The following is a 26667-nucleotide window of genomic DNA, read 5'->3' as shown; positions in this document are numbered from 1 at the left end:
AAATCACCTCCAATTCACTTTAATAAAGCGTTCGTTTTTATCGAATGCTTTTGGAGTGTGTTCTAAAATCTCTAAACGTAAAGCATCTAACAGCACGTCTCTAGAAAAACTATGATGCGTTACTAAGCTAACCTCTCTAATGGGTTTTGGCTCTGTAAAATGGATAACGTGACCGGTATCTTTGTCATCAATAGCCATTTCTGGAACTAAGGTAAATCCGCCATAGTTATCTACCATTTTTTTCAATGCTTCTATAGATCCGCTCTGGAATTGTATGTTCTTTGTGTTTTCATTGTGTCCGCAAATATTCAAGACTTGGTTTCTAAAACAATGTCCTTTTTCTAGCAGCCAAATGTTGTCTAAATGTTCTATTTCATCAATAGATATTGTTTTCTTTTCTTCATCAAAATAGTGCTGCTGTCCGTAAAAAATAAAGGGCTCATTATACAGTTTTATTTCTCTAATAAAAGGTTCGTTTAGCGGTGTAACTAAAATACCAATATCTATTTCTTTTTTCTGAAGCGCCATAATAATTTGATCGCTTTCCATTTCTTCTATTTTTAATATTGTATTGGGGTATTTACTAGATATAGAACCCGAAATTAAAGGAATTAAGTAAGACGAAATGGTTGGTATTACGGCAATACGATATTCGCCTTCTAAATTGTCTAATTCCAAACTCACCATATTCTTAAGTTCGCTTACTTCTCGCAGTATGACTTTAGATTTTAAAATGAATACTTCGCCTAAATCTGTAGGTTTTATTGGAAATTTACTTTTATCGAAAATTAAAAACCCAATTTCTTCTTCCAATTTCTTCACCTGAATGGTTATGGTGGGTTGTGTTACAAAGCACTTTTCTGCAGCTGTAACAAAGTGTCTGTAAGTATCTAAGGCAATAACATACTGTAGTTGTTGTAAGGTCATTTTTTGTTCAATATTAATTTTAACAATACAAGTATATAAAGTATTAATTTGATTTATAAGTCGTTGTGATTGAATTTTACACCATCCTTATAAATAAAATTGATACAAAAATGAAAAAAAAATTAGCAACGCTTATTATGTTTTCTTTCGTTTGGATTGGGTTTTCTCAAACTAACGAAACGATAACGACAAATGGTGGAGTACCCGTTGGAGACAACCAAAACTCGAAAACGGTGGGCGAATATGGCCCTGTATTATTAGAAGATATTTTTTTAGTAGAAAAATTAGCAGCTTTCGATAGAGAACGTATTCCGGAACGTGTAGTACATCCAAGAGGCGCAGGAGCTTCTGGTTATTTTGAAGCAACAAAAGATATGTCTGAATATACTAGAGCTGTCCTTTTTTCTGAGCCAGGAAAGAAAACAGATTTAGCAGTTCGTTTTTCGCTTGTAATTCATAGTAAAGGTTCTCCGGAAACGGCAAGAGATCCAAGAGGGTTTGCTGTTAAGTTTTATACAGAAGAAGGTAATTACGATATTGTAGGAAATAATTTACCAATATTTTTTATTAGAGATGCTATTAAATTCCCAGACATGGTGCATTCTTTAAAGCCATCTCCTATAACAAACAAACAAGATCCAAATCGTTTTTTCGATTTCTTTTCACATGTTCCAGAAGCGACACATATGATTACAAGGTTGTGGACAGATTTAGGTACGCCAAAAGGATACCAATTTATGAATGGGAGTAGCGTGCATGGTTTTAAATGGGTTAATAAAGCAGGAGAAGTTACTTATGTAAAATATTCTTGGGTGTCTAAACAAGGCGAGAAAAACTTAACAGCAGAAGAAGCGTCTATACAACAAGGTAAAGATTGGCAACATGCAACCGTTAGTTTACGTAAAGATATTGACGATAAAAATTACCCACAATGGGATTTATATGTGCAAATGATTAAGCCTGAAGATTTACATTCTTTCGATTTTTGGCCTTTAGATGCAACAAAAGATTGGCCAGCAGATAAGATTGAAAAAATTAAGATTGGTACCATGACATTGAATCAAAATCCAATAAACTATTTCGAGCAAGTAGAAAGTATTGCATTTTCTCCAGGAGCTTTAATTCCGGGTGTAGAGCCGTCTGAAGATAAATTATTACAAGGGCGTTTATTCTCTTATTTCGATACACAAAGACACCGTTTAGGTCCGAATTTCTTACAGTTAGAAGTTAATAAACCATTAGAAGAACCAAATAATTATAATTCTGATAGTTGGAGCAGCGCTGGAAATAAAAGATTTGAAAATCCAGATGTAAATTACCAGCCTAGTACTAAAGCGGCTTTAAAAGAAGATGCGCAATACAAACAATCTGAAACGACGCTTACTAACGTTACCATTACTCAGAAAAAAATTACCAAAACAAATGATTTTGAACAAGCAGGAGATTTTTACAGATCGCTTACTAAAGTAGAACAAGATCATTTAATTAAAAATTTAAGTGGAGATTTAGGTCAGGTTACCGATAAAAATATTCAAAAAACCATGATTGGTTATTTCTATCAAGCAGATAGAGATTATGGTATGCGTGTAGCAAAAGCGTTAGGCTTTTCTCAGAAAGACTTCATGCATTAATTCATTATTAAATCGGTTAAAAGAGGGAGTTTATGCTTCCTCTTTTTTTTTAAATTCTTAAAATTTATGAAACAAATTATTTTTATACTAGCATTAATTTTTACTACTAGCATTTACAGTCAGTCTATTTTCGAGGATTCTAGATCTGGAAATTTAGAACATTTAAAAACGCTTTATACCTCTAATAGTGATATCATAAATGCGGCAGATAGTAAAGGATTTACGCCTTTAATATTGGCAGCTTATAATGAACAAACTGAAATTGTAAAGTTTCTTTTAGAAAAAAAATGCGATGTTAATGCTAAAGATTTGTCAGGAAATACGGCTTTAATGGGGGTTTGTTTTAAAGGCTATTTAGATATTGTAAAATTACTTATTGATAACGGAGCAGGGGTAAACCAACAAAATTATAATGATGCCACGGCTTTAATTTATGCAAGTACGTTTGGGCACACGGAAATTGCTGCTTTTTTATTAAAAAATAATGCAAATGAAAAAATTACAGATAACAGAGGGAATACAGCATTAAATCATGCAGAAATGCAAGGTAATTCTGAAATTATTGCACTTTTAAAGTAATAAATATTAATAAGTTGATGAAAATCATGGTATAAAAGGGTTGTTCTGAATAAAGGACAATATTGTCCGCTGAAAAAAGATGTAAGAATATTCTTTAAGTAAGAAAAATGAATTTATTTTTGAAAAAAAAATCTGACAATCAAATTTTAAAAGCAAAAATAAAAAATGAGACAGCCCTTATTCCTATCATCGACTACTTATCAATTTTTGTTATGTATTCTTGGTTTAATGATGTGTTCACAAGTTTATGGACAGAAAGAGAAAGAGATAGATGTAAATTATGTAGAAGATAATACATTTAAAATAGATGGCGTTTTAGACGAGGCTATGTGGGAGCTTGCTGTTCCTACAAGTAATTTTACAGAATATTTTCCTACAGACACAAAAGAAACAGCATATCAAACAGAGATAAGAATACTCTATAATGAAGAGTATTTATATGTAGCAATTAAAGGAAATGCACCTGGTAATAATTATAAAACACCTTCTTACGAAAGAGATTATAGTATAAGTGGAGCAGATATTATTAACCTGATGTTTGATACGTATAGTGATCGTACCAATGCATTTCTGTTCGGTATAAATCCTTTTGGTGTATTACGTGAAGGAATTATTTATGGTGGAGGAGTAGATGGGGATTTAGATTTAAACTGGAATACAAAATGGCTTGGAGAATCTAAAATCTATGATGGTTATTTTATTTCTGAAGTAAGAGTCCCGATGTCTGCGTTTAAATTTAAAGAAGGTGTAAGTAAGTGGAAGTTCAATACAATGAGATCAGACACACAATCTAACACAAAAAGTTCTTGGGCAAGAGTACCACAGAACCTGAATCAGTTTAATCAAGGTTTTTTCGGCGATTTAATTTTCGAAAGACCACTAAAGCAAACTAAAAGTCCTATTTCTATTATTCCTTATGTAACGCCTTCGTTTAATAAAGATTATGTGAATAATGAAGACTCTTTTGAGTTTAAAGCTGGTTTTGATGCTAAAATACCGGTTAAAAACAGCTTCATGTTAGACTTAACTGTTAATCCTGATTTTTCTAGTGAAGATGTGGCTGCAAGCCAGAATAACGTTACTCAATTTGAAATTAAGCAAGATGAAACACGTCAGTTTTTTATAGATAATGGCGATTTGTTTAATGGATTTGGAGACACGAGTAATGCACTTCCTTTTTATTCTAGACGTATTGGTATAGATACAGATAGTGATGGTAATACAGATATTGTAGATGTTAATGCTGGGGCGAAATTTACTGGTAAAATAAATAATAAATTAAGAATTGGAGCTTTAGATGTACAAACAGGAGGAGATAAAAGTGGTTATATTCCTGCTAATAATAACTTAATTATTGCAGCAGAACATAAAGTACTTAAAAAATCTAATGTAAGTGTGTTTTTTGTAAACAGACAAGCAACAAATTATGACGATGTTTATGATGGAGTGCCAGATTCTATAAATAGAAAAACAAGGTATAATCGCGTTGTTGGCTCAGATTTTAATTTCTTTTCTCAAGATAATACTATAGATGCTCAAGTGTATGTACATAAATCTTTTACTCCGGGAGTGTCTACTAATGGAATTTCCGCAGGAACAGATATAAATGTTGAAAAAAGAAAATATTCTTTAGGATTAACAACTCAGTATGTAGATGAAGGATTTCAATCAGACCTTGGTTACACTAAGCGTGTGGATATATTAAGAGCAAATCCTAATGCAAAATATAGATTATATCCCAAAACAGGTTCTATAAATACAATTGAGTTTAGTGCAAGTAATAATTCGTATTGGAGAGCTTCAGATAATTTGTCTCCAAGAGAAATTTATAATGCAGCCTATGTTGAGTTTAATTTTAATAGTGGAGAAATGCTTTCTCTTACAGGAAACAATAGTTTTATTCATTTAAGTAAGGCTTTTGATCCTGTGGGAACGTCTGATGATGCTATTTCTTTACCAATTGGCGATTATACTTACAATGATTTAGAATTGGGTTTCCAGTCAGATAAAAGAAAAGCATTCTGGACAGAGGGTTCTACAATGTATGGGGCTTTTTACAACGGGCATAAATTCACTGCAGATGTAACATTTCAATACAGGTTTCAACCATACTTTACATTAGAGTTACAAGCGCAATATGATGATATTCAGCTTCCCGAACCTTATTCTTCAGATCAATTATGGTATTTAGGTCCAACATTTAATTTTACCTTTAGTAAAAAATTATTTTTTAATACAGATATACAATATAGTTCTCAAGCAGAAAGCTTTTTATTGGTGTCTAGATTACAGTGGAGATATGCGCCATTATCAGATGTATTCTTAACATATAATGATGTAAAAACAACATCGCCTTACGAGCCTGTACAGAAAGGTGTTTTCTTAAAAATAAACTATTGGTTCGATATTAATAGATAAATCCTTCAAAAAAATATAAGGAATAGAATAAAAAACAGAGCTTCATTTGCTCTGTTTCTCTTGTTTATGAGGGGGTCTATATCTTCATTTATATTAATAAAATTTTAATCACGTGTGTTCTAGTGTTAATAAAAGCTAAAGTTTGTCTACGTATTAATAAGAGTATGCTTAAGCAAATATATAGCCTTTGTTTGTATGTGAATTTAAAATATGTTAAAGTGTAAATCTTATTTTAAAGCGGTATTATGTTCTGAAAATTTAAGAGACTAAATTGAGTGTAATTGGGGCTTTGCCTAAATAACATCTTTAAAAAAAATCATGTTTTAAGTATAGATTTTTAATGGTGATTAGATGATTTTAAATTTCATTTTAACAAAAAAAACAGTCCCAAAATTGATTTTTAAGATAGTGATTTGATAATTTGAGTATTTTTATTTGAATAAAGTGTTAAATTTTTGTTGTTTTATTGAGAAATCCATCTTTTTTGTTAAAAAAAAATATTTTTAGTCTATAACCCCGTAATGATTTACTTAATTTAATGTGTAGCAGTTGTTACATTTTAAATTCAAATACAAAAGTAAATCGAAATTTTATGCAAGAATATGGAGAATTGGCTTTAGCTCTAGTCGCAAAAAACAATCCTGATATTGATTCGGCAGCGCTAAATCAAGTAACAGAATCAAGTGCGAGTAAAATGTTCCCAGAAGAAAAATCGGATGCTGTAATTTGGAAAAAATTAAAGGAAGGCGATAAATTAGCTTTAGGAGAACTTTACGATAGATATGTCAATATTTTATTCTCTTATGGCATGTATCACTCAAAAGATAGAGGCTATGTTATGGATTGTATTCACGATTTATTTGTAGACTTATATAAGTACAGAGCTAACCTTTCTAAAACAGATAATGTAAAATATTATTTATTCAAGTCTTTAAAACGAAAAATAAATAAAAAGTATAATAAAAAGAATGCTTCGGTTTCATTAGACGATTTCGATTATGAAACAGAGGCTTTGAATAAAAGACATTCAGATTCTTGTGAAAAGAATATTATAGCAGAAGAACATATTTCGGAACGAAACATGAAATTAAGAAATGCTATGAAAACCTTAAGCGACAAACAAAGAAATGTTTTGTCTCTTCGTTTTGAAGAAGAAAAAACGTACGAAGAAATTTCTGAAATTATAGGTGTTTCTGTACAATCTGCAAGAACTTCAATTTATCGCGCAATCAAAGTGTTAAGAAAATTAAACTTCTTTTTTCTATTCTAAAAGCCGATATCACCCCAATAAAATAAATAATACAAATAAGACGTCTATATAAAGCAAAAAAGTTGCTATTAATAATAGGGAGTTTTAATAATAAAAATACAGCATACAATACATTATGAAAGATAATGGATCTAATAAAGTCAAAATTTTGCCAATTACTAATTTGGAGAAGGTTGCTTTAAAGAATAAAATTTTTAATTCTGTTAATAAAATTGAGCGTAAAAAAAGTCGTAAAGGGTTAACCATGGCTGTAACGTTTTCAATGATGGTTTTAGTAGGATTGAGTTTTTATTTTTATAATGAACCAACAACATCTATTACAGATGTTGTAAACACTTCTGAAGTGACAGATTTTAGCAAGTCGGACGAGGTTGTTCTAATTTTAGGAGATGGAGAAAATTTAAAAATAAAAGAAGAGAATAGTAATATTAATTATTCTAATTCTGGAAAAACATTAACTATTGGAAAAGGTAGAGAAATAGAGCAGGAAACGTCTAGAAATAGTAAAACATCTTACAATACACTTATTATTCCTTACGGAAAACGTTCTAAAATTAATTTGTCCGATGGGACTATAGTTTGGTTAAATTCTGGATCTAAATTAGTTTATCCTGTTGCTTTTAACGGAGATAGAAGAGAAATTTATTTAGAAGGAGAAGCTATTTTTGATGTCGCTCACGATAAAAGTCACCCCTTTATAGTGAAATCTAAAGATCAAGAAATTGAGGTTTTAGGAACTGTTTTTGGAGTTACAAGTTATACAGACGAAGAAGCTATTAATACTGTTTTAAAAAGCGGAAGTGTACAAATTAGTTATCACAACGATCCTAAAACACATAAATACGCCGATAAAATTAAAATAACTCCAGGTACAAAAGCAACCTATAATAAAGATACACAAGGGATTGTTTCAGAAAAAGTTAATGTTAATAATTATTTTTCATGGAGAGATGGTGTGTTAGTATTTCAAAATAACGATTTACAATATGTTATTAATAGAATATCGAGATACTATAATGTTGAAATTGAAATCGCAAATAAAGAGTTGGCTAAAGAAAGCTTCTCTGGGTATTTAGATTTAAATGAAGATATTGAAAAAGTAATTCAAAATATTGCAGCGAGTACAAATATGAATTATACCATAGAAAACGATAAAATAATCATTAATTAATCCAAAATCACTTTATGAATTAAACACTTATTTTGAATTAGTCAAAAAGGCCAGAAGACGCGCCAACATCCTCTGGCTTAATTTAATCACATTGCTGTAATGAACAGCAACATTTAATTATCAAACACAAAAATATGAAAAAAAACTCAAACATAGGAATGCTAACGCTTATGAGAATATTTCTATTATTTATTAGTTTAGGGCTTACGGCGGGTTATGGAAACACGTTGAGGGGACAAACAAAAATTGATATTGATGTCAAAGAGATGTCAATAGCAGAATTTTTTAAAGAAATTCAGAATTCAAGTGACTTCATTTTCTTTTACAAGGATGATGTTTTGAATTCAAATAAAAAAGTATCTCTAATAGTTACAGATGCTAATATAGAGAAGGTTTTAGATGCTGCTTTTTCTGAAACAAATTTAAGTTATAAGGTTGAAGGAAAGCAAGTTGTGGTTAAAAGTCCAAAACGTAAAATAAGTACATCTATTAAAGACGTTGCAGTACAGGAAAGAAAAATTTCTGGAGCTGTTACAGGACCAGATGGATTGCCTTTACCTGGTGTTAATATTCATATAAAGGGAACGTCTAAAGGAACGCAAACTAATTTTGATGGTGAGTATGCTTTAATGGTTGAAGACGGATCTGTTTTAGTATTTTCTTTTATGGGAATGGTAGGACAGACTATTAAAGTTGGAGAAAAGTCTACTATTAACATTGTAATGGAAGAAGATGCAGCATCTTTAGAAGAAGTTGTTTTAGTAGGTTACGGATCTCAGAAAAAAGAAGCCATAACAGGTGCTGTTGCAGTAGTTAAAGGGGCAGAGTTAGAACAAGCGCCAACATCTTCATTCGAGCAATCCCTTCGTGGTAGTGTTGCTGGTATTCAGGCCTCTGCACTAGATGGTGCTCCAGGTGCTAATACAGAAGTTAGAGTAAGAGGTATTGGTTCTATTAACGCTTCTAGTGAACCCTTGTATGTTATTGATGGTATTCCTGTTTCTGCTGGTAGCCAGTCTTTAAATGATAATGATGGAGCAAGTTCTAACGTTATGTCGTCTATCAATCCAAACGATATTGAAAGTATTAGTATCCTAAAAGATGCTGCTTCTACAGCAATTTATGGATCTAGAGGAGCAAATGGTGTTATTTTAATTAATACAAAACAAGGTAAATCTGGTAAGGCAACTATACAATTAAAAACACTAACAGGTTTTAATTCTCAGGCCTCTAAAAATATTTTAAAGCCATTAAATGCGGCCCAGTATAAAGAGTTGTATATAGAAGGTTATGTAAATCTTGGACTTACAACTGCAGAAGCGCAAACCCAAATGGATAATTTGTATACGCAACAAATAGACCCTTCTACAGGAGAAGCAACAGATACCGATTGGTTAGATGCTATTACGCGTACAGGTATAACACAAAGTTACGACTTGAGTGTAAGAGGAGGTACAGATAAAGTAAAATACTTTATGTCTGCAGGTTACATGGATCAAGAAAGTTATATTATAGGTTATGGTTTTAATAGATTTAGTACACGTGCTAATTTAGAGTATAAAGCCAGTGAATTCTTAACCATTTCAAATAACATTTCTATTTCAGATATAACGTCTAGTACAGCGCCAGACGCAGGTTCTTGGAACAACCCTTTTAAGTCTACATTAGAATTATCGCCATTAATTCCAATTTACGATGAAGAAGGTGAATACAATGCAGATCATGTAGCTTATTTTCCAATAGGTAGTAATCCAGTAGGTAGTTTAAGCGGAGAAGATTTATGGGAAACAAAGACCAATAGAATTATTGATAACTTTGCAATATCTGCTAATATTCTAGATAATTTAGTCTTTAGATCGCAATGGAATTTTGATATTCTTAGTATAAATGAATCTACGTATTATAACCGTCGTTATGGTACTGGTTACGATACAAATGGATATGCTTACGAAGGAAATGTGAGTCAAAAAACATGGGTAGGAACACAAACCTTAGACTATAATTTTTCATTAGGAGAAAGTCATGATTTTAATGTGTTAGCCGGTTATGAAGCGCAACAAACCGTTAACGAATCATTTTCTGGTTCTGGAACAGATTTTCCAAACGATATTGTTAAAACATTAAGTACTGCTGCTTCAGAATTTGCAATTGCAGGTACAAAAAGTGAATATACTTTTAGTTCTATGTTTTTAAGAGCTAATTACGATTTTGATAATAAATATTTCTTATCTGCTAGTGTAAGAAATGATGGATCTTCAAGATTTGGTGCAGATAATAGATATGGAACTTTTTATTCTGTAGGTGCAAGTTGGAATATTGCAAAAGAAAATTTCTTAGATAATGCAACTTTTATCGATTTGCTAAAACTAAGAAGTTCTTACGGTTTAACAGGTAACGCTGCTATTGGTAACTTTGCTTCTTTAGGATTATATGGTTACGGAGACGATTACGATGGATCTCCAGGGGGTACACCATCTCAATTAGAAAATGCTGATTTGACTTGGGAAACACAAGAAAATTTCAATATTGGTTTAGACTTTGCTTTATTTAGAAAAGTTAGTGGTACTGTTGAATACTTTAAAAGAAAATCTTCAGATCTTATTTTAGACGTACCAATTTCTCCTACTACAGGATTTACAGAGCTTACTCAAAATTATGGATCAATGAGTAATACAGGTTTAGAATTAACTTTAAACGTGAATATTATTGATAAAAAAGATTTGAGATGGAATATTGGATTTAATACAACATTCTTAAAAAATGAAATTACACAACTTGATGATGATTATACATCTGGTGCATTTAGAAGACAAGTTGGAGAAGATTTTCAATCTTTTTACATGTACGGTTGGGCAGGTGTAGATCAATCTAATGGAGACCCATTATATTATACAGATGCAACAGAAACAACAACAACAAATGATATTGGAGATGCAGAGCGTTACTTAGTAGGTAAGTCTGCAACACCAGATTTTTATGGAGGTTTTAATACGTCTATATCTTATAAAGGATTTAGTTTAAATGCAAACTTCATGTATTCTTCAGGTAATTACTTACACGATAGTAGAGCAAAAGGATCTTTAGGAGATGGTCGTTTAACACCTAGAAGTACTGCTACGTATTTATATGAGAATAGATGGGTTGAAGGAAAAACAAATGCCCTATTCCCTAAATTTCAATGGGGAGGACAATCAGGAAGTAATCAAGGAAATGTTACAAGATGGCTTTACGATGGTAGTTATATTCGTTTAAAAGACTTGACTGTAGCATACAGTTTACCTGAAAGAATAACATCTATTTTGAAACTTAACTCAGCAAGAGTATATGCAAGAGGAACAAATATCTTAACATTTACAAAAGATAAAGATTTGTATATAGATCCTGAACAATCTATAAATGGTAGTTATAATGGACTTACTCCTGCAATGAAAACCATTTCTTTAGGACTAGATATTCAACTGTAAATTAAAAAAAGACTTATGAAAAATTATAATAAAATAATATTATTGATTATGATAGGACTTTTCTTATCATGTTCAGAATCATTTCTAGAAATTACCCCTCAATCTTCAGTTTCAAGTGATGATGCTATAACAAACTTAGAAGATCTTGAAGTGTCTGTAACTGGTGTCTACGATGAAATTTCAGGCGCATATTACTACGGAAGATATATGTTTATGATTCCTGATGTAATGGCAGACGATGTAAAACAAAATTTATCTGCTAATAGAATTGTAGATTTTGCAGAGCACGTACAAAATGTAGATGATTCTCAAGCTAGTTCTCTATGGGAAGGGATGTACTTTGCAAATAATGCACTAAATAACATCATCAATTCAGATGTAGATGTTACAGAATCTACTCAGGATGAAAAAGATCATATTATTGGTGAAGCTTACGCATTAAGAGGTTTAGTGTATTTTGATTTGGTAAAATTATTTGCTCAACATTACACATATACCTCAGATGCTAGTCATGCTGGAGTGCCAATTATACTTGAATTTGATCCTACTTTAGAACCAGAAAGAAATACGGTTAAAGAAGTTTACGACCAAGTTATTTCAGATATGACAATGGCTATATCTTTAATGAGCGATACCTCTAGAACTTCTAATTCCAACACCTTATCTTCTACTTCTGTTAAAGCTTTATTAGCCAGAGTATATTTATATAAAGAAGACTGGGCAAATGCAGAAGCTCTGGCTACAGAAGTTATTAATTCAGGCTACACTTTAGTCGAAAATTCTAATTATTCAACAGTATGGTCTGTAGATAATAGCTCAGAATCTATTTTCGAAATTTCAAATACAGAAACAGATAACGAAGGAGGTAATAGTATTGCCGGTTTATATCTTGCTGCTGCAGTAGGTGGTTATGGAGATTATTTACCCTCTAATGATGTGGTGTCATTATATGAAGAAGGAGATGTTAGATTAGATGTCTTTATAGACGATTTACTTTTAACAGGAGATTATGCGCCTTATAGAGTAAATAAATACCCTGAAGTTCTTGGTTACGATAATGTAAAAGTTATGCGTCTTCCTGAATTATATTTAATTAGAGCAGAAGCTAGAGCAGAACTTGGAACAAATATTACAGGTGCTCAAGACGATTTAAATGTGGTGCGTCAAAGAGCACTTCCAACAGCAGAAGCTGTTACGGCTACAGGAGAAGATCTTATGGATGAAATTATGCTTGAAAGACGATTAGAATTATGTTTTGAAGGACAAAGACTTTGGGATTTAATGAGAAAAAAAGAAGATATTGTAAGAACGCAATGTACATCTAGCATTTGCGAGATTCCATACGGAGATGATACTAATATATTACCAATACCTCAGGATGAAACTGATGTAAATCCTAATATAGAACAAAATCCAGGATACTAATTCATAATCCTGTTACTCAATATACTTGTTGCACACATTGATTTGTATTTTCAATGTGTGTGTACAAGATTCAATTTATGATAATTTATAATTCTTGAAAAATAGAATTGTTTCTTGTCTATCTTCATGTGTCTTTTCAAATAGAAATACTATAATATTTTGGAACAAAACCGTAGAAAATTAATTAAACTATTGTCGTTAGGGTCATTGGGTGCGCTTTTTCCTGGTCAGACAGTAAGTGCGCTTACTTCGATGTTAGAGTCTGTAAATATAGATTCTAATCAAAATATATCGAACAGTTTACTTACAAATCTTAAGGACAGTAAGATTGAAGAACTTTACAAAAAAGCAATGGTTGTAGATGGTCTTATCATACCAAGAGATTGGGGAGAAGACTCTTTTAAAGCTTTAGCGAAATCTGGATATACAGGCTTTAGTGCATCTTTAACTTCTAGGAATTTAAAATTGGCTTTAAATGATATGACAGATTGGGATAATCGTATTAAAACGAATCCAGATGTATTTATTAAAGCAACAACTGCAGACGATTTTATTCGTGCAAAAGAAGAAAATAAAACAGCCGTTTTATATGGATTTCAGAATGCCACAATGATGGAGAAATCTATAAAAAATCTAGATACATTGTACGATGCTGGAACACGCTGGATTCAGTTAACCTACAATCAAAGAAATTTGTTAGGAGACGGTAGTACTGAGCGTACAGATTGCGGATTGTCTGATTTCGGACTTGAAGCTTTAGATCGTATGAACGAGCTTGGAATTATTGTTGATTTATCGCACTGCGGACGCCAAACCACAAACGACGGAATTAAATTTAGTAAATCTGGAGCATGTTTTAATCATTCTATGTGCGAAGCTTTGTATAAAGATCATCCAAGAGCTAAAACAGACGAGCAAATTAAAGCTATGGCAGACAAAGGTGGTGTTATAGGAATTATATGTTTAGGGTATATGATAGGTCCGGAATTAGGAACTAAAACGACACTAGAAACTTATGTAGACCATATAGATCATGCTGTTAAAATAGCAGGAATAGATCATGTTGGTGTTGCTGCAGATTTTGCTATTCAAGGTTTAGAAGCAACAGGAGCAACTAGAGAAAACTGGTATGTGCCAAGGTTAACACGTTTTAAACCGTCGTATAAAGTACAATGGCCGCCATGGATTCCTGAGCTAGACCAACCAGATCGTTATTTACAAGTTGCTAAAATTTTAGATAAAAGAGGATACAGTACAGGCGATATTGAAAAAATATTAGGTCTTAATTGGCTGCGCTATTATAAAGATACTTTAAAATCTTAATTTACAGATAACAAAAAACTCAAGTATTATCCCCTAATGCATTCCTTTAAGTATGAAATATATATGCGCTCTTTTCTTTATTCTAATAGTAACAAACAGCTGTAAAAAATCATTAAAAACTGATAATAAAACGTCAGAAAAGATGGTTTACGATGTTGTTTTTAGAGAAGGGTTAGCCGGTAAATATGAAAAAAGGAATACGAGTGACACCAGTTCACACTATTATTACACGTATACAGATCGCGGTCGTGGTCCAGAATTTGAAGAAGACTTAATGTTTAATTCAAAAGGCTATATTACATCTCAATCTGTTACTGGTGTGAATTATTTAAAAGATTCTATACACGAATTTTTTAAAAGTGAAAATAATAAAGCCACTTGGTTAAATCCAAAGGGTGAAAACAAGGGCGACTTCTATGGAGACGCCCTTTATTTTAGATACGATGGCTCTCCTGCCATTTACGAAGTCCTTGCTAAACTTTTAATGACTTCAGAAAATAAAAAAGTAACATTATACCCAAAAGGCGAAGTAGAACTTATTAGTAATACGCCTTTAACACTTTCTAACAAGACAGACGTAAATTTATTAATGATAAAAGGACTCGATATGAATCCTACTTATTTATGGATGATTGGTAACGACATGGTTGCTAAAATATCTGGAAATTTACACGTGGTTAGAACAGATTTAAAAGCATTTCGTTTAGAAATGAAAGGTGTTCAAGACACTCTTGAAGACAAATATTTAGCTCGTGTCGCTAAAGAATTAACGCATAAACTAGATCAGGTTGTTATTAAAAATGTGAATGTTTTTACAGCCCAAGGTGTAGTCTTAAAAAATCAAGATGTATGTGTTGATGGGGATGTAATTAAATCTATAAATCCTACCAACAAAAATAGTATAAGTAAAGATGTAAAAGTTATTAACGGTAACGGAAAAACACTATTGCCAGGAATGTTCGATATGCATACACACAACACCAAATTTAGAGGGATGTTGCATATTGCCGGCGGTGTAACATCTGTTAGAGATATGGCTAATAATAAGCAATTAAAAGGTTTGAACAACCAGTTTACGTCTAATGAAATTATAGGTCCGCGTATAGTTACATTTTGTGGTATTATAGATGGAGACGGTCCTTACGCCAATCAGCGAAATGTAGTAAGCAGTTTAGAAGAAGGCTTAGCCGAAATACAAGATTATAAAGATTTGGGCTACGAACAAATAAAATTATACAGTTCTATTCGTCCAGAATGGGTGGTGCCTTTAACAAAAAGGGCTCACGAGTTAGGCATGCGAGTTAGCGGGCATATTCCTGCTTTTATGACGGCAACACAAGCCATTAATCAGGGGTATAACGAGATTCAGCATATGAATATGGTATTCCTTAACTTCATGTCAGATACCATAGATACTAGAACACCATTAAGACATACTATGTCTGCATACCACGGCGTAGATATAGATTTAGAGTCTAAAGAATATTTAGATTTCGTTCAGCTTTTAAAAACAAAAGATATACGTATAGATCCAACAGTTGCTATTTTCGAGAACATGTTTGTATCTGTAAAAGGAGAAGCAAGTCCAACGTATGCTAAAATTATAGAGCGATTGCCATTACTTAATCAGCGCGATTATTATAGTGGCGGATTACCAAAATCTGGAGACAAAGTAGCGCGTTATAAAGGTAGCTTTCAAAAGATGCTAGATGTTGTTTTCGATTTGTATAAGAAAGGTATAGAAGTGGTTCCTGGAACAGACGGACTTCCTGGCTTTTTATATCATAGAGAACTAGAATTGTATGTTCAAGCAGGAATTCCTACATCAGAAGTTTTAAAGATGGCAACAATAAAATCTGCAGAAATGACTGGTGTTTCAGATTTATATGGTTCTATTGAAGTGGGCAAAAAAGCAGATCTTATTTTAATTGATGGAAACCCTCTAGAAGATATTAACGATATAGGTAACGTAGAATGGACCATGAAAGGTGGAAACCTATTTTACGCCAAAGCGCTCTATGAAGCTATGGGGATTAAGTACTTTAAATAATCTTATTTTTAAAGAAATAAAATTTCAGTGCTAAAAATGTGTCTATAAAAAGACACCTAGTTACTTATTATAATAGTAGACTTAAACTAATTAATAGGTAAATTATGAAGTACATTTTCTTTGCTCTTTTTTCAAGTTGTATGCTTTCCGCTCAAGCTCAAGAATCAAGTTTTTTTAATAATAGTAGAACAATTCTAGGTATTCATAAAGAACGCACAGCTTCTATGGGAATTGGCGATATCGATAACGATGGCGATATAGATATTATAGTTGCAAATGGTAGGCATTGGCCAGGCCAGAATAAGATCTTTGTAAATAATGGTCGCGGAATTTTTACCGTTTCTAAAAGTTTAGGAACAGAACAAGAAACAAGTTATTCTACAGAACTTGCCGATTTTGATGGCGACGGCGATTTAGATATTGCTGTAGGAAACGATATGGCTCCCAATTATATCTTTATAAACGATGGTGCTGGAAACTTTACAAAAGGAGATCGTTTTGGCGCAAAATATGGGCATACAAGAAATATTGTTGTTGCAGATATAGATAGTGATGGCGATTTAGATATTCTAATTACAAATAGAGGAAGTGAAAACGAGATGTGTTTAAATAACGGACATGGTGTTTTTACAGAGGTTATTGGTTTTGGAAACAAAAAAGATTCTACTATAGATGTTGAGGTTGCCGATATGAATGGCGATGGTAATTTAGATTTAATTTTAGCCAACAGAGATGACCAACCAAACTATGTTTACTTAAACGACGGGAAACTAAATTTTAGTAAAAAAATACCTTACGGAACAGGTAACGATGTTACAAGATCTGTAGCTGTTACTGATATGGATAAAGATGGTTACAAAGATATTATTACTGCAAATATAGGCGAGCCTAACGTGATTTACTTTGGAAATAAAAAGGGAACATACGAGCGTAAAATTGTATTCGACGAGAGTTCAGATAAATCGTATTCTTTGTCTATTGGTGATTTAAACGGCGATGGTAGTACAGATATTATTATAGGTAATGTAGGAGCTCCAAACAATGTGTTTATTAATTCAGGAGATACTTCTTCTTGGAAAAAAAATCAATTAAACGATCAAGATTTTAGTACCTACGATATTTTAACTTCCGATTTAAACGGAGATAAAAAACTAGACATTATTGAAAGTAATTCAGACGAATTAAACCTTTTCTACTTCAATAAATTCACCCCTAAATTTCCTTGATTTTAATTCCAAATTACAATTATAATATTTTAAAGAATTCACAATGATATATAACAAATTTAAGTTTAACAAAACAAGCCACTTGCTAAAATTAGGAGTGTTGCTTTTAGTTACAGGATGTTCAACCGCGCCCTCAAAATGGGAAAATATTAAAGATGAAGGGACCTTTTTGGTGTACAGAAGGCAGTCTTTAATTGGAGAAGAAAGTTATTCAATCTCATCAACAAAAGATTCTATTATTGTTAAATCGCTTCAAGGTGAAAATGAAAGAGGTAGAGTTACAGGAGTAGAGGCAGAATTGCATTTAGACATGAATTTAGAGCCTTCTTTCTATGTTAACAGACGTATAAAAGGTAACGATACTATTGTTAATTTAGAAGTAAAAAGAACAGGAGATAGTGTTTCTGTTTGGGAAAAAAACAGAGATTTTGTAAAGGTTAAAAACTCAGAGTTTTTTCCTGTGCATAGTAATATTCCTGCTGGAGTAGAAATGATGTTGTATCATTATTATTTTAAACAAGGCGGAACAGGAAGTATTCCAATTTTACCAAGAGGGGAAGTGTCTATGAATTTTATTAAAAAAGACACTGCAACAATTAAAGGTAAAAAAGTGCCTTTAGATAGATATGTTGTAGAAGGTATAAACTGGGGAGGAAGAACTGTTTGGGTAGATGAGTCTCAGAATTTAGTTGCCTTAGTTAAAGCGAATACTCAAATTAGAGAATATATTAAAAAGGGATACGAAGAAGCAAAACCACTTTTTGTTCAAGGAAATGTTGAAGAAGAAATGTCTGCTTTAGCAAAATATACAAAAGATTTAAAAGGAACTCAAGCAAAAGTAAAAGCTTTAGTCGGAGGAAACCTTGTAGATGGTCTTACTGATGCTGCACAAGAAGATATGACGTTAATTATTACAGATGGCCATATCTCGCAAATAGGAAAACGTTCAGAAGTAGAAATCCCTGATGGAGCAGAAGTTATAGATGTAACAGGAAAAACATTAATACCAGGACTTTGGGATATGCATGCGCATTCTAACCAAGTACAATGGGCACCAGCATATTTAGCAGGTGGTGTAACAACATTTCGAGATAATGGTAATGAACTTGAGTTCGCTACATCGTTTAGAGATGCAATTGCTGAAGGCGCTTTAGGTCCAGATCTTTTATTAGCAGGAATGACTGATGGAGCAGGAATACAAGGAAATGGAGTTGTAAGAGCGCGAACTGTTGAAGAAGCAAAAAAAGTTGCAGATTTATATTCATCTAACGGCTATAAGCAAATAAAAATTTATTCATCTGTAACGCCAGAATTAACGAAAGTGTTAGCAGAAGAAGGACATAAACGCGGGATGACAATTACAGGTCACGTACCAAATGCAATTGGTAATGCACGTGGTGCTATTGAAGCAGGAATGGATATGTTAAGTCACCGTTCTAGAATATTAACAGTGTTATTTCCAGGACAGAAAGTACAAGATTTAGGAAGTAATTATATCTTAAATAATGATATTAGTCAAGAGCAGATTGATGAAGCTACAGCTTTTCTTTTAGAACATAAAACGGTTTTAGATGTAACAATCGCTTTAGATGTTGCTAGAGCAATGCCAAAAGGAGATGTTCTTGAGAGTATCGAGCCAGATGCAGATAGAATGGCTTACGAGTTATTTGAAGGTAAAAGATTTAGAACAGGTTTATCTCCAAAACGTGCAAAAGCTGCAAAAGCAGATTATATAAAAGCGATGGGTATTCTTGGTCAATTTCATAAAGCAGGAGTTCCTATAGTAGCCGGAACAGATAATATTGTACCTGTTTTTGGTTTGTATTTAGAGCTTGAAACGTATCAAAAATACGGTGGAATGACACCTTTAGAAGCTTTAAAATGTGCTACTATTATTCCTGCAAAAGCGATGGGATTAGATAAGCAAACAGGAACTTTAGAAGTTGGTAAAGAAGGTGATATTGCTATTTTAGATAAAAACCCTTTGTTAGATATTTCTAACATAAGAACGGTTTCTGCGGTACTTACAAATGGAAATTATTACAAGAGTAATCCATTATGGGAAGCGGCAGACTTTAAGCCAAGAGAGTAATAATTACGATAGAAAAAATTATAAAACATAAAAGAAATTAAAAATTAAAATGATGCGTAAAATTCTAAGTATATTTTTTGTAGCGATGGTAATGGCCAGTTGTGCAAAACAAGAGGCCGTAGAGACTCCTGAAAAAGATTATAATCCAGAAGCAAAATTAGAAGCTTTAAATATTGTGCTTCCAGAGCCTCCAAAACCTGTTGCTAATTATGTAAACGGTGTACGAACTGGGAATCTTATTTTCTTAGCAGGAAAAGGGCCTAAACGTGTAGATGGTACAGAAATTACAGGAAAATTAGGTCAGGATATTACTATAGATCAAGGTTATGGTGCAGCAAGATTGGCCGCAATTAATCAATTAGCAGTCTTAAAAGATATGCTTGGCGATTTAAATAAAGTAAAACGTATTGTAAAGGTTTTAGGTTTGGTAAATTCAGATCCTAACTTTTTAGATCAACCAAAAGTTATTAATGGGTTTTCAGATTTAATGGTCGATGTTTTTGGCGAAAAAGGGAAACACGCTCGTGCAGCTATTGGTGTGGCGTCTTTGCCACGTGCTCAGGCTGTTGAAATTGAATTGGTTGTTGAGGTTTATGAGTAAGCTTTAATTTATACAAACACAATTGAATAATTAAATGCCTTACAGATTTTCGAAAGAAGATGCTAGCAATAAAATAGTAAATCTTTTTATAGAGGAAGTGAGGCTAGTTTTTCTAAATTATAAAGTAATTGTTCTAGTGTATTTAGAAACTATAACTATAAAATAAAACCTAAATTTGAAGTGATAAAACGAGTTGTTTTGTAATTAAAAGAATTAAAATGAAACTAATATTTATTCAAACAGGAGGCACAATAGATAAAGAATATCCGCACACCACAAAAGGTTGGGCATTCGAGTTTGGAGAACCTGCTGCAATTAGAATTTTAGAGAAATTAAATCCTTCTTTTGAATATGAAATTGTTACTGCTTGCCAGAAAGATAGTTTAGAAATTACAGACAATGATAGAGCACATTTAGCAACGCTAATTAACGCACATCCAGAACACAAATTTATTGTGACTCATGGTACAGACACCATGATTGAAACCGCTAAATATCTAGAAGCACATGTTAATAATAAACTTATTGTAATTACGGGAGCTATGCTTCCAGAGCGTTTCTCTAATTCTGATGCGCCAATACAATTAGGAGCAGCAATGGCAACAGCTAGTTTAGTGGAATCTGGTGTTTATATCGCGATGCATGGCCTTGTAAAAAAAGGATCAGAAATTAAAAGAAATCTAGAAACAGGTCAGTATTATTAAAGGTTTAAAATCATGGGAAAAGAAGAATTAATACAAGTTCATAAAGACATTGCGCCTTTTATTCATAAAACTCCGGTTTTAACATCTCAATTAATTGATGGTATTGCTGGTGTGCATTTGTTTTTTAAATGCGAAAATTTTCAGAAAATGGGAGCCTTTAAAATGCGTGGTGCAACTCATGCAATTATGAATCTTTCTGAAGTACAAAAAAGCAAAGGTGTTGTTACACATTCTTCTGGTAATTTTGCGCAAGCATTGGCTTTATCAGCAAAGAGTTTAGGTGTAAAAGCATTTATTGTTATGCCGTCTTCTGCTCCAGGTGTAAAAAAAGAAGCCGTTAAAGGTTATGGCGGAATTGTTATTGAATGTGAGCCAACTCTAGAAGCAAGAGCATCTACTGCAAAAGCAATTCAAGAAAAAGAAGGTGTTACATTTATTCATCCGTCTAACGATTTAGATGTTATTCTAGGCCAAGGTACAGCTTGTATGGAGCTTTTAGAAGAGGTACCAGATTTAGATTATGTGTTTACGCCTGTAGGTGGTGGTGGTTTAATTGCAGGTACAGCATTAGCCGCGCATTACTTTTCTGAAACATGTAAAGTTATTGGAGGCGAACCCTTTGAAGTAGATGATGCTTACAGATCATTAAAAAGTGGTGTAATTGAATCTAATACATCTGCAAATACTATAGCAGACGGTCTTAAAACGCAATTGGGAAATATTAATTTTCCAATTATTCAGAAGCATGTAGAAAAGATTACTCGAGTAACCGAAGCAGAAATTGTAGCAGCAATGAAGCTTATTTGGGAGCGTCTTAAAATCGTTTCAGAGCCATCTTCTGCAGTTGCTTTAGCTGCGTTTTTAAAAGAAAAAGAAACATTTAAAGATAAAAAAATAGGAATTATTATTTCTGGAGGAAATGTAGATTTAAGTCATTTGCCTTTCTAATATAGAAGGAAATAAAGATTCTAACGAATTTTGATAGTTGGTTATTTTGTTACGGGGATATGGTTTTTAGCTGCTATATCCCCTTTTTTTGTGGCTTATAATGGCTTAAAATAGTTAAGCCTGTAAATCTATTTATAGGTATAAACAATTTTATTAAGTTTCTTGTTTACGGAAAAACCGCAACGGTATTCTTTTTCAAAATTTTACCTTTACAGAAAATATAGATAGACAAAGCATGGACAAAGAAGGATTGAAAAAAGGAGCGTGGACAAGAGTATTAATACTTATTCTGCCCTATTTTTTAGTTGTAGGGTTGTTTCAGGTTGCAGGTGCACTTATTGCAGGAATAGATATTATGGATCGTGATTTTCAGCAAACTTCAATGCAACACTTAATTATTAAATCGTTTGATTTGGTTGGTACCTTTTTGTTGCTTTGGTTTTTTATGAAGAAATTAGATAATGAGCCTTTTGTTAATCTTGGTTTTCAAACAAAAAATAGATTAAACGATGTTCTAATTGGTCTTGCTGTTGGTTTGGTTATTATGGTTTTAGGTTATGGAATTCTAGTGTCCTTAAACGAAATATTTTTTGTTAAAATAAATTTCGACCTTCAAGAAATTCTAGTCACTATATTACTTTTTATAATAGTTGCTGTAGTAGAAGAAACACTTTTACGTGGTTATATATTGCGAAATTTAATGTATTCTTTTAATAAATATGTAGCGTTAATTGTATCCTCTATTTTGTTTGCAGCAATGCATTTAGGTAATCCAAATATCGATTTATTTGCAGTTGTAAATTTGTTTTTAGCAGGTATTCTTTTGGGATTATCATATCTCTATACTAAGAATTTGTGGTTTCCTATAGCTTTACATTTAAGTTGGAATTTGTTTCAATCACTTTTAGGTTTTAATGTGAGCGGATTGGATGCTTATTCTTTAGTTGAATTTAAAATAATAGATCCTAATAAATTTAATGGAGCTGCTTTCGGGTTTGAAGGATCATATTTATCCATTTTAGCACAAATCATAACAATAATTGGTATTGGTATATTTTATAATAAGAAAAAGACAAAATCCGAAATATTAGTGTGATTTTAAATGGTTAATCTTATTGATATTAGTTTTTTTAAATTGTTATATGCTAGGTTTCGTCTTGAGTAAAAACAGGACTATTGTAAATATATTCTCATAACTAATATCTAATAATAAATCCGTTTCATTTTATATATACCGCCATACTTTGTTATTTTTGCACATTCAATATTTTGAAGCATTTAAGAGGTTATTTTTTTATTATTATTAAGTATTTGAAAATTAAATATATATAAGTGGGTACATTTAAGCAAGGTAGATATTCTGGTTATTTAAGGCCGATTTCGTATGCCATAGATTTGTCTATAATAAATGGATTAGCCTTAATGTTCTTTTTTCCTATAGTTCATCCGCTTTTGTATATATCATTAGTGTCTTCCATTTGGATTATTCTGTCGTTGTATTCTAATTTTTACGAAGTTTATCGTTTTACAAGAGAAGTCACCATTATGTCTTTGCTGCTTAAGCAAGCTGTACTTTTTACATTAATTGTCTTTGCTTATTTTGGTTTCAGACATCATTTAAATATAAAAACGAGTATTGTTTTAAGTTATGTCGGGTCTGTTTTTGGGCTTATTACGCTAGCAAAATTTACTATATTTTATTTACTTCAAAAGTATCGTGCTTCGTTTGGCGGAAACGTAAGAAATACTGTAATTATTGGTAGAAGCAGACAAACTAGTGCGTTAAGTACATTCTTTACAAAAAATCCTGAATACGGGTATTCTCTTAAAAAAGTGTTTAGTTTAAAAGATAAAAATCAGGTTGCTTTAGAAGCGTGTTTCCACTTTATAAAAGTAAATAAGATAGATGAGATTTATTGTTCGATTGCAGAGTTGTCTAATAATCAGATTTTACAAGTAGTTAGCTTTGCAGATAATAACTTAAAGATTTTAAAATTTTTACCAGATAATAAAGAGATCTATACTAAAAAATTAAAGTACGAATATTACGATTTTATTCCTATTCTTTCACTTAGAAATATTCCTTTGCAGGAAGATGTAAATCTGTTTTTTAAACGTCTTTTCGATATCGCTTTTTCTGTTCTTATTATTGTTTTTATTCTATCTTGGTTAACACCTATTTTGGCAATTATTATTAAGTTAGAATCTAAAGGTCCTGTGTTTTTTAAACAATCCAGAAACGGATTTAATTATAAAGAATTTCAGTGTTATAAATTTAGATCTATGACGCCTAATACAAAAGCAAATATGTATCAGGCCACTAAAGGAGATTTACGAGTTACTAAGGTTGGAAAATTTATTAGAAAAACAAGTATAGACGAGTTGCCACAGTTTTATAATGTGTTTTTCGGAGATATGTCTGTAGTTGGTCCAAGACCGCACATGGTAAGTCATACACACATGTATGCTAAACGTATAGATAAATTTATGGTGCGCCATTTTGTAAAACCTGGAATTACTGGTTTAGCGCAAGTAAGCGGATTTAGAGGTGAGGTTGAAACAGATAAGGATATTATAAATCGGGTAAAATACGATATTTTTTATATTGAAAATTGGTCGATACTTTTAGATATTAAAATTATTTTTCAGACTATGTTAAACGCCTTAAAAGGAGAAGATAAAGCCTATTAATTAGATTACGAATGAATCCTTTAGTTTCTATTATTACTCCTGTTTATAATGCTGAAAAATTTATTTCTCAGACTATTCAAAGTGTCTTGTCTCAAACCTTTACAAATTGGGAGCTTATTCTTGTAGACGATGGTTCTTCTGATGATTCTTTACGGTTAATTTCAAAATTTACAGAAGTCCACAAAAATATTTTATTATTTAAAAATGCTAAAAATTCTGGAGCTGCCATAACTAGAAATAGAGGTATGGAAGAGGCTAAAGGGAAATACATTGCATTTCTAGATGCAGACGATATTTGGTTTCCTAATAAACTGGAAATACAAATTGGAATAATGGAGGCTAAACAATTAGATGTGTCATTTTCGAGTTACAATCTTATGGATGCAGATGGAAATCCTTTAGGTAAAAAAGTGAAAGCTTTAGAGCAACTCACGTATAAAAAATTACTAAAATGTAATTATGTTGGGAATTTAACAGGAATATATAATACCCAAACGTTAGGTAAAATTTATACTAAAAACCTGAGAAAACGTCAAGATTGGTTATTGTGGTTGGCTGCTGTTAAGAAAACAAAACACCCTGTTATTGGCATACAAGAATCTTTAGCAAACTATAGGTTACAGCCCGATTCTATGTCGGCAAATAAATTTGGACTCATAAAATATAATTATTCGGTTTATAAAACGGGATTAGAATTTTCAACACTAAAAGCGTTGTATTGTATGGCCCTTTTTCTTTACGAATACCTTTTTGTAAAGTCTAAAAACACTATTGAGGTACCAAAGATTTAAATTGTTTTAGTTTTCCGCTTTTAGAGCGCTTTAAGGCCTCATGTTTTTTAAAATGAATATGTAGTCCGTCTTCAAGATAACGTTTCATCTCGGCTATAATTTCGTGTTGTTTTACTTCAGGAATTTCAGATTTTCCAACGTAATCTATTTTAAATGTCGATTTGGTTTCTTGGGTAATTATAAATTCTTTTACATTGCCGTCGTCTTCAATAATAGCTTTTGTAATGTAATAAAACGTTAACCCTGCTGCGCGTGTTCCGCTTGGTAAAATAGCCATGTCACTGGTTCTTCCAATAAGTTTTTTTAGTATAGGTTTCTGTAAAGTGCTAGTTTCAGAAAGCATGCCAATATCTCCTAAATCGTAACGAATAAAAGGTTGTGCTTTATTATATAAAGATGTAATAACCACGCGACCTTCTTCACCGTTTTTTACAGGCTTATTTTTGTCGTCTAAAATTTCAACAAAAAGGGTGTCGCTATTTACTTGCCAAATATCGTTCGGGTTTTGAAAGGCAATTAAATCTAATTCAGATGCACCATATTCGTTAATCACAGGAATGCCAAATTGTTGTTCTAAAAGCAACTTGTCGTCAGGGAAAAGCATTTCCGAAGTTACCACACAGCATTTTAATGTTGGACAAACTGTTTTTAAAATTAAGTTTTTATCCTTTAAATATTTAGCAAATTGTACAATGGCACTTGTGTATCCGTTTATATAATCGAACGGTTTGGTTTTAAAAGTATCTAAATATGTTTCTAAAGCTTTATCGCTTAAATCGAAAATTGAAAACCGATAGCGATTACTTAATTTATCTTTAAAACGTTCTTTATAATAACCCACTTTGTCTAGAGGAATGCCATAAAACCGAGCCTGTAAAGAGCTGTTAAAATCGATACCGTACCAACCAAATCTATTTTGTATTTCTGCCCAGGTTAAGGCGTGGCACATTTTGTCTTTGGCAAACACAAACGGATTCCCTGAAGAGCCCGACGTTTTATTTAAGTATACGGTTTTAGGTGTAAAATCGTCCGAAAGTCTGTCTTCTAAAGGTTGTTGTAAATCGCGTTTTGTCATTACGGGAACAGAATTCCAGTTATTTAAATCGATATGTTTTCCAAACGATTTGTAAAACGTATTGTGTTTTAAATGATAATCAAGGATATCTCGTTTCTTCGATTTTAAATAGTTTTCGTATTCAGTTTCGTCTAATTTCTGAATATTAGAAAGCATTTTTTTTGCTTCCTTTAAGGGGAAACCATTTAACTGTAAAGTAAGATTGAATATCTTCAAAAGGGAATGTGGTATATGTTTTTGTAAAATAATTATTTTTTAAGCGTAAAAGCAATTATTTTTGC

General features: G+C 32.1%; 19 protein-coding genes. 17 read left to right on the top strand and 2 right to left on the bottom strand.

Annotated features, from left to right (window positions below; all coding sequences use genetic code 11):
• Positions 1–3: 3 nt before the first annotated feature.
• On the bottom strand, positions 4–927 hold the full coding sequence (locus GQR95_RS04835) for a hydrogen peroxide-inducible genes activator (RefSeq protein WP_159022086.1): 924 nt from the start codon (positions 925–927) through the stop codon (positions 4–6).
• Between the two features lie 110 nt (positions 928–1037).
• Between GQR95_RS04835 and GQR95_RS04830 the strand changes: the two genes are divergently transcribed.
• The 17 genes from GQR95_RS04830 (at position 1038) to GQR95_RS04750 (ending at position 25311) form a co-directional block, all read left to right on the top strand.
• Positions 1038–2558, top strand: a complete 1521-nt coding sequence (locus GQR95_RS04830; protein ID WP_159022085.1) for a catalase — start codon at positions 1038–1040, stop codon at positions 2556–2558.
• 66 nt (positions 2559–2624) lie between these two features.
• Positions 2625–3137, top strand: coding sequence for an ankyrin repeat domain-containing protein (locus GQR95_RS04825; protein WP_159022084.1), 513 nt, complete (start codon positions 2625–2627; stop codon positions 3135–3137).
• A 165-nt stretch (positions 3138–3302) separates the two neighbouring features.
• Positions 3303–5555, top strand: a complete 2253-nt coding sequence (locus tag GQR95_RS04820) for a DUF5916 domain-containing protein (RefSeq protein ID WP_159022083.1) — start codon at positions 3303–3305, stop codon at positions 5553–5555.
• 592 nt (positions 5556–6147) lie between these two features.
• The gene (locus tag GQR95_RS04815) at positions 6148–6825 is read left to right on the top strand and encodes an RNA polymerase sigma factor (protein ID WP_159022082.1); all 678 of its coding nucleotides are present in this window, start codon (positions 6148–6150) and stop codon (positions 6823–6825) included.
• A 115-nt stretch (positions 6826–6940) separates the two neighbouring features.
• A complete protein-coding gene (locus tag GQR95_RS04810; protein WP_159022081.1) occupies positions 6941–7996 on the top strand; it encodes a FecR family protein in 1056 nt (351 codons plus the stop codon).
• Between the two features lie 134 nt (positions 7997–8130).
• Entirely contained in the window at positions 8131–11460 is a 3330-nt protein-coding gene (locus tag GQR95_RS04805) for a TonB-dependent receptor (protein WP_159022080.1), read from the top strand.
• Between the two features lie 48 nt (positions 11461–11508).
• On the top strand, positions 11509–12885 hold the full coding sequence (locus tag GQR95_RS04800) for a RagB/SusD family nutrient uptake outer membrane protein (protein WP_159022079.1): 1377 nt from the start codon (positions 11509–11511) through the stop codon (positions 12883–12885).
• 192 nt (positions 12886–13077) lie between these two features.
• On the top strand, positions 13078–14208 hold the full coding sequence (locus tag GQR95_RS04795) for a dipeptidase (protein ID WP_159022078.1): 1131 nt from the start codon (positions 13078–13080) through the stop codon (positions 14206–14208).
• Positions 14209–14350: 142 nt separating this feature from the next.
• The gene (locus GQR95_RS04790) at positions 14351–16258 is read left to right on the top strand and encodes an amidohydrolase family protein (RefSeq protein ID WP_159022077.1); all 1908 of its coding nucleotides are present in this window, start codon (positions 14351–14353) and stop codon (positions 16256–16258) included.
• 104 nt (positions 16259–16362) lie between these two features.
• Positions 16363–17484 carry a VCBS repeat-containing protein gene (locus GQR95_RS04785; RefSeq protein ID WP_233266005.1) on the top strand — a complete coding sequence of 374 codons (1122 nt, stop codon included), beginning with the start codon at positions 16363–16365 and terminating at the stop codon, positions 17482–17484.
• An 82-nt stretch (positions 17485–17566) separates the two neighbouring features.
• Complete coding sequence (locus GQR95_RS04780; RefSeq protein WP_159022076.1) at positions 17567–19576, top strand: amidohydrolase family protein; 2010 nt, start codon at positions 17567–17569, stop codon at positions 19574–19576.
• Positions 19577–19625: 49 nt separating this feature from the next.
• A complete protein-coding gene (locus GQR95_RS04775; RefSeq protein WP_233266004.1) occupies positions 19626–20177 on the top strand; it encodes a RidA family protein in 552 nt (183 codons plus the stop codon).
• Between the two features lie 218 nt (positions 20178–20395).
• Positions 20396–20881 carry an asparaginase domain-containing protein gene (locus tag GQR95_RS04770; RefSeq protein WP_159022075.1) on the top strand — a complete coding sequence of 162 codons (486 nt, stop codon included), beginning with the start codon at positions 20396–20398 and terminating at the stop codon, positions 20879–20881.
• A 12-nt stretch (positions 20882–20893) separates the two neighbouring features.
• A complete protein-coding gene (locus GQR95_RS04765; protein WP_159022074.1) occupies positions 20894–21829 on the top strand; it encodes a threonine/serine dehydratase in 936 nt (311 codons plus the stop codon).
• 235 nt (positions 21830–22064) lie between these two features.
• Positions 22065–22925, top strand: a complete 861-nt coding sequence (locus GQR95_RS04760) for a CPBP family intramembrane glutamic endopeptidase (protein ID WP_159022073.1) — start codon at positions 22065–22067, stop codon at positions 22923–22925.
• A 236-nt stretch (positions 22926–23161) separates the two neighbouring features.
• Positions 23162–24520: an undecaprenyl-phosphate glucose phosphotransferase gene (locus GQR95_RS04755; RefSeq protein ID WP_233266003.1), complete on the top strand. Its 1359-nt coding sequence runs from the start codon at positions 23162–23164 to the stop codon at positions 24518–24520.
• 11 nt (positions 24521–24531) lie between these two features.
• The gene (locus GQR95_RS04750; protein ID WP_159022072.1) at positions 24532–25311 is read left to right on the top strand and encodes a glycosyltransferase; all 780 of its coding nucleotides are present in this window, start codon (positions 24532–24534) and stop codon (positions 25309–25311) included.
• Here the strand turns inward: GQR95_RS04750 and GQR95_RS04745 are convergent.
• A complete protein-coding gene (locus GQR95_RS04745) occupies positions 25289–26542 on the bottom strand; it encodes a phenylacetate--CoA ligase family protein (RefSeq protein ID WP_370514531.1) in 1254 nt (417 codons plus the stop codon). The two genes, GQR95_RS04750 and GQR95_RS04745, sit on opposite strands and share 23 nt — an antisense overlap.
• Positions 26543–26667: the final 125 nt, after the last annotated feature.

It is taken from the genome of Formosa sp. L2A11, from assembly GCF_009796865.1.
In the GTDB taxonomy this organism is placed as follows: domain Bacteria; phylum Bacteroidota; class Bacteroidia; order Flavobacteriales; family Flavobacteriaceae; genus Formosa.
Note: the sequence above shows the minus strand (reverse complement) of the source record. Positions and strands in the feature narration are given on the sequence as shown.

What these genes read in the sequence shown, in the direction of transcription:
- GQR95_RS04815 (WP_159022082.1), top strand. Translation starts at nt 6,148, where the DNA reads ATGCAAGAATATGGAGAATTGGCTTTAGCTCTAGTCGCAAAAAACAAT.
- GQR95_RS04750 (WP_159022072.1), top strand. Translation starts at nt 24,532, where the DNA reads ATGAATCCTTTAGTTTCTATTATTACTCCTGTTTATAATGCTGAAAAA.
- GQR95_RS04830 (WP_159022085.1), top strand. Translation starts at nt 1,038, where the DNA reads ATGAAAAAAAAATTAGCAACGCTTATTATGTTTTCTTTCGTTTGGATT.
- GQR95_RS04745 (WP_370514531.1), bottom strand. Translation starts at nt 26,542, where the DNA reads ATGCTTTCTAATATTCAGAAATTAGACGAAACTGAATACGAAAACTAT.
- GQR95_RS04800 (WP_159022079.1), top strand. Translation starts at nt 11,509, where the DNA reads ATGATAGGACTTTTCTTATCATGTTCAGAATCATTTCTAGAAATTACC.
- GQR95_RS04825 (WP_159022084.1), top strand. Translation starts at nt 2,625, where the DNA reads ATGAAACAAATTATTTTTATACTAGCATTAATTTTTACTACTAGCATT.
- GQR95_RS04805 (WP_159022080.1), top strand. Translation starts at nt 8,131, where the DNA reads ATGAAAAAAAACTCAAACATAGGAATGCTAACGCTTATGAGAATATTT.
- GQR95_RS04775 (WP_233266004.1), top strand. Translation starts at nt 19,626, where the DNA reads ATGATGCGTAAAATTCTAAGTATATTTTTTGTAGCGATGGTAATGGCC.
- GQR95_RS04770 (WP_159022075.1), top strand. Translation starts at nt 20,396, where the DNA reads ATGAAACTAATATTTATTCAAACAGGAGGCACAATAGATAAAGAATAT.
- GQR95_RS04820 (WP_159022083.1), top strand. Translation starts at nt 3,303, where the DNA reads ATGAGACAGCCCTTATTCCTATCATCGACTACTTATCAATTTTTGTTA.
- GQR95_RS04760 (WP_159022073.1), top strand. Translation starts at nt 22,065, where the DNA reads ATGGACAAAGAAGGATTGAAAAAAGGAGCGTGGACAAGAGTATTAATA.
- GQR95_RS04810 (WP_159022081.1), top strand. Translation starts at nt 6,941, where the DNA reads ATGAAAGATAATGGATCTAATAAAGTCAAAATTTTGCCAATTACTAAT.
- GQR95_RS04790 (WP_159022077.1), top strand. Translation starts at nt 14,351, where the DNA reads ATGGTTTACGATGTTGTTTTTAGAGAAGGGTTAGCCGGTAAATATGAA.
- GQR95_RS04785 (WP_233266005.1), top strand. Translation starts at nt 16,363, where the DNA reads ATGAAGTACATTTTCTTTGCTCTTTTTTCAAGTTGTATGCTTTCCGCT.
- GQR95_RS04835 (WP_159022086.1), bottom strand. Translation starts at nt 927, where the DNA reads ATGACCTTACAACAACTACAGTATGTTATTGCCTTAGATACTTACAGA.
- GQR95_RS04765 (WP_159022074.1), top strand. Translation starts at nt 20,894, where the DNA reads ATGGGAAAAGAAGAATTAATACAAGTTCATAAAGACATTGCGCCTTTT.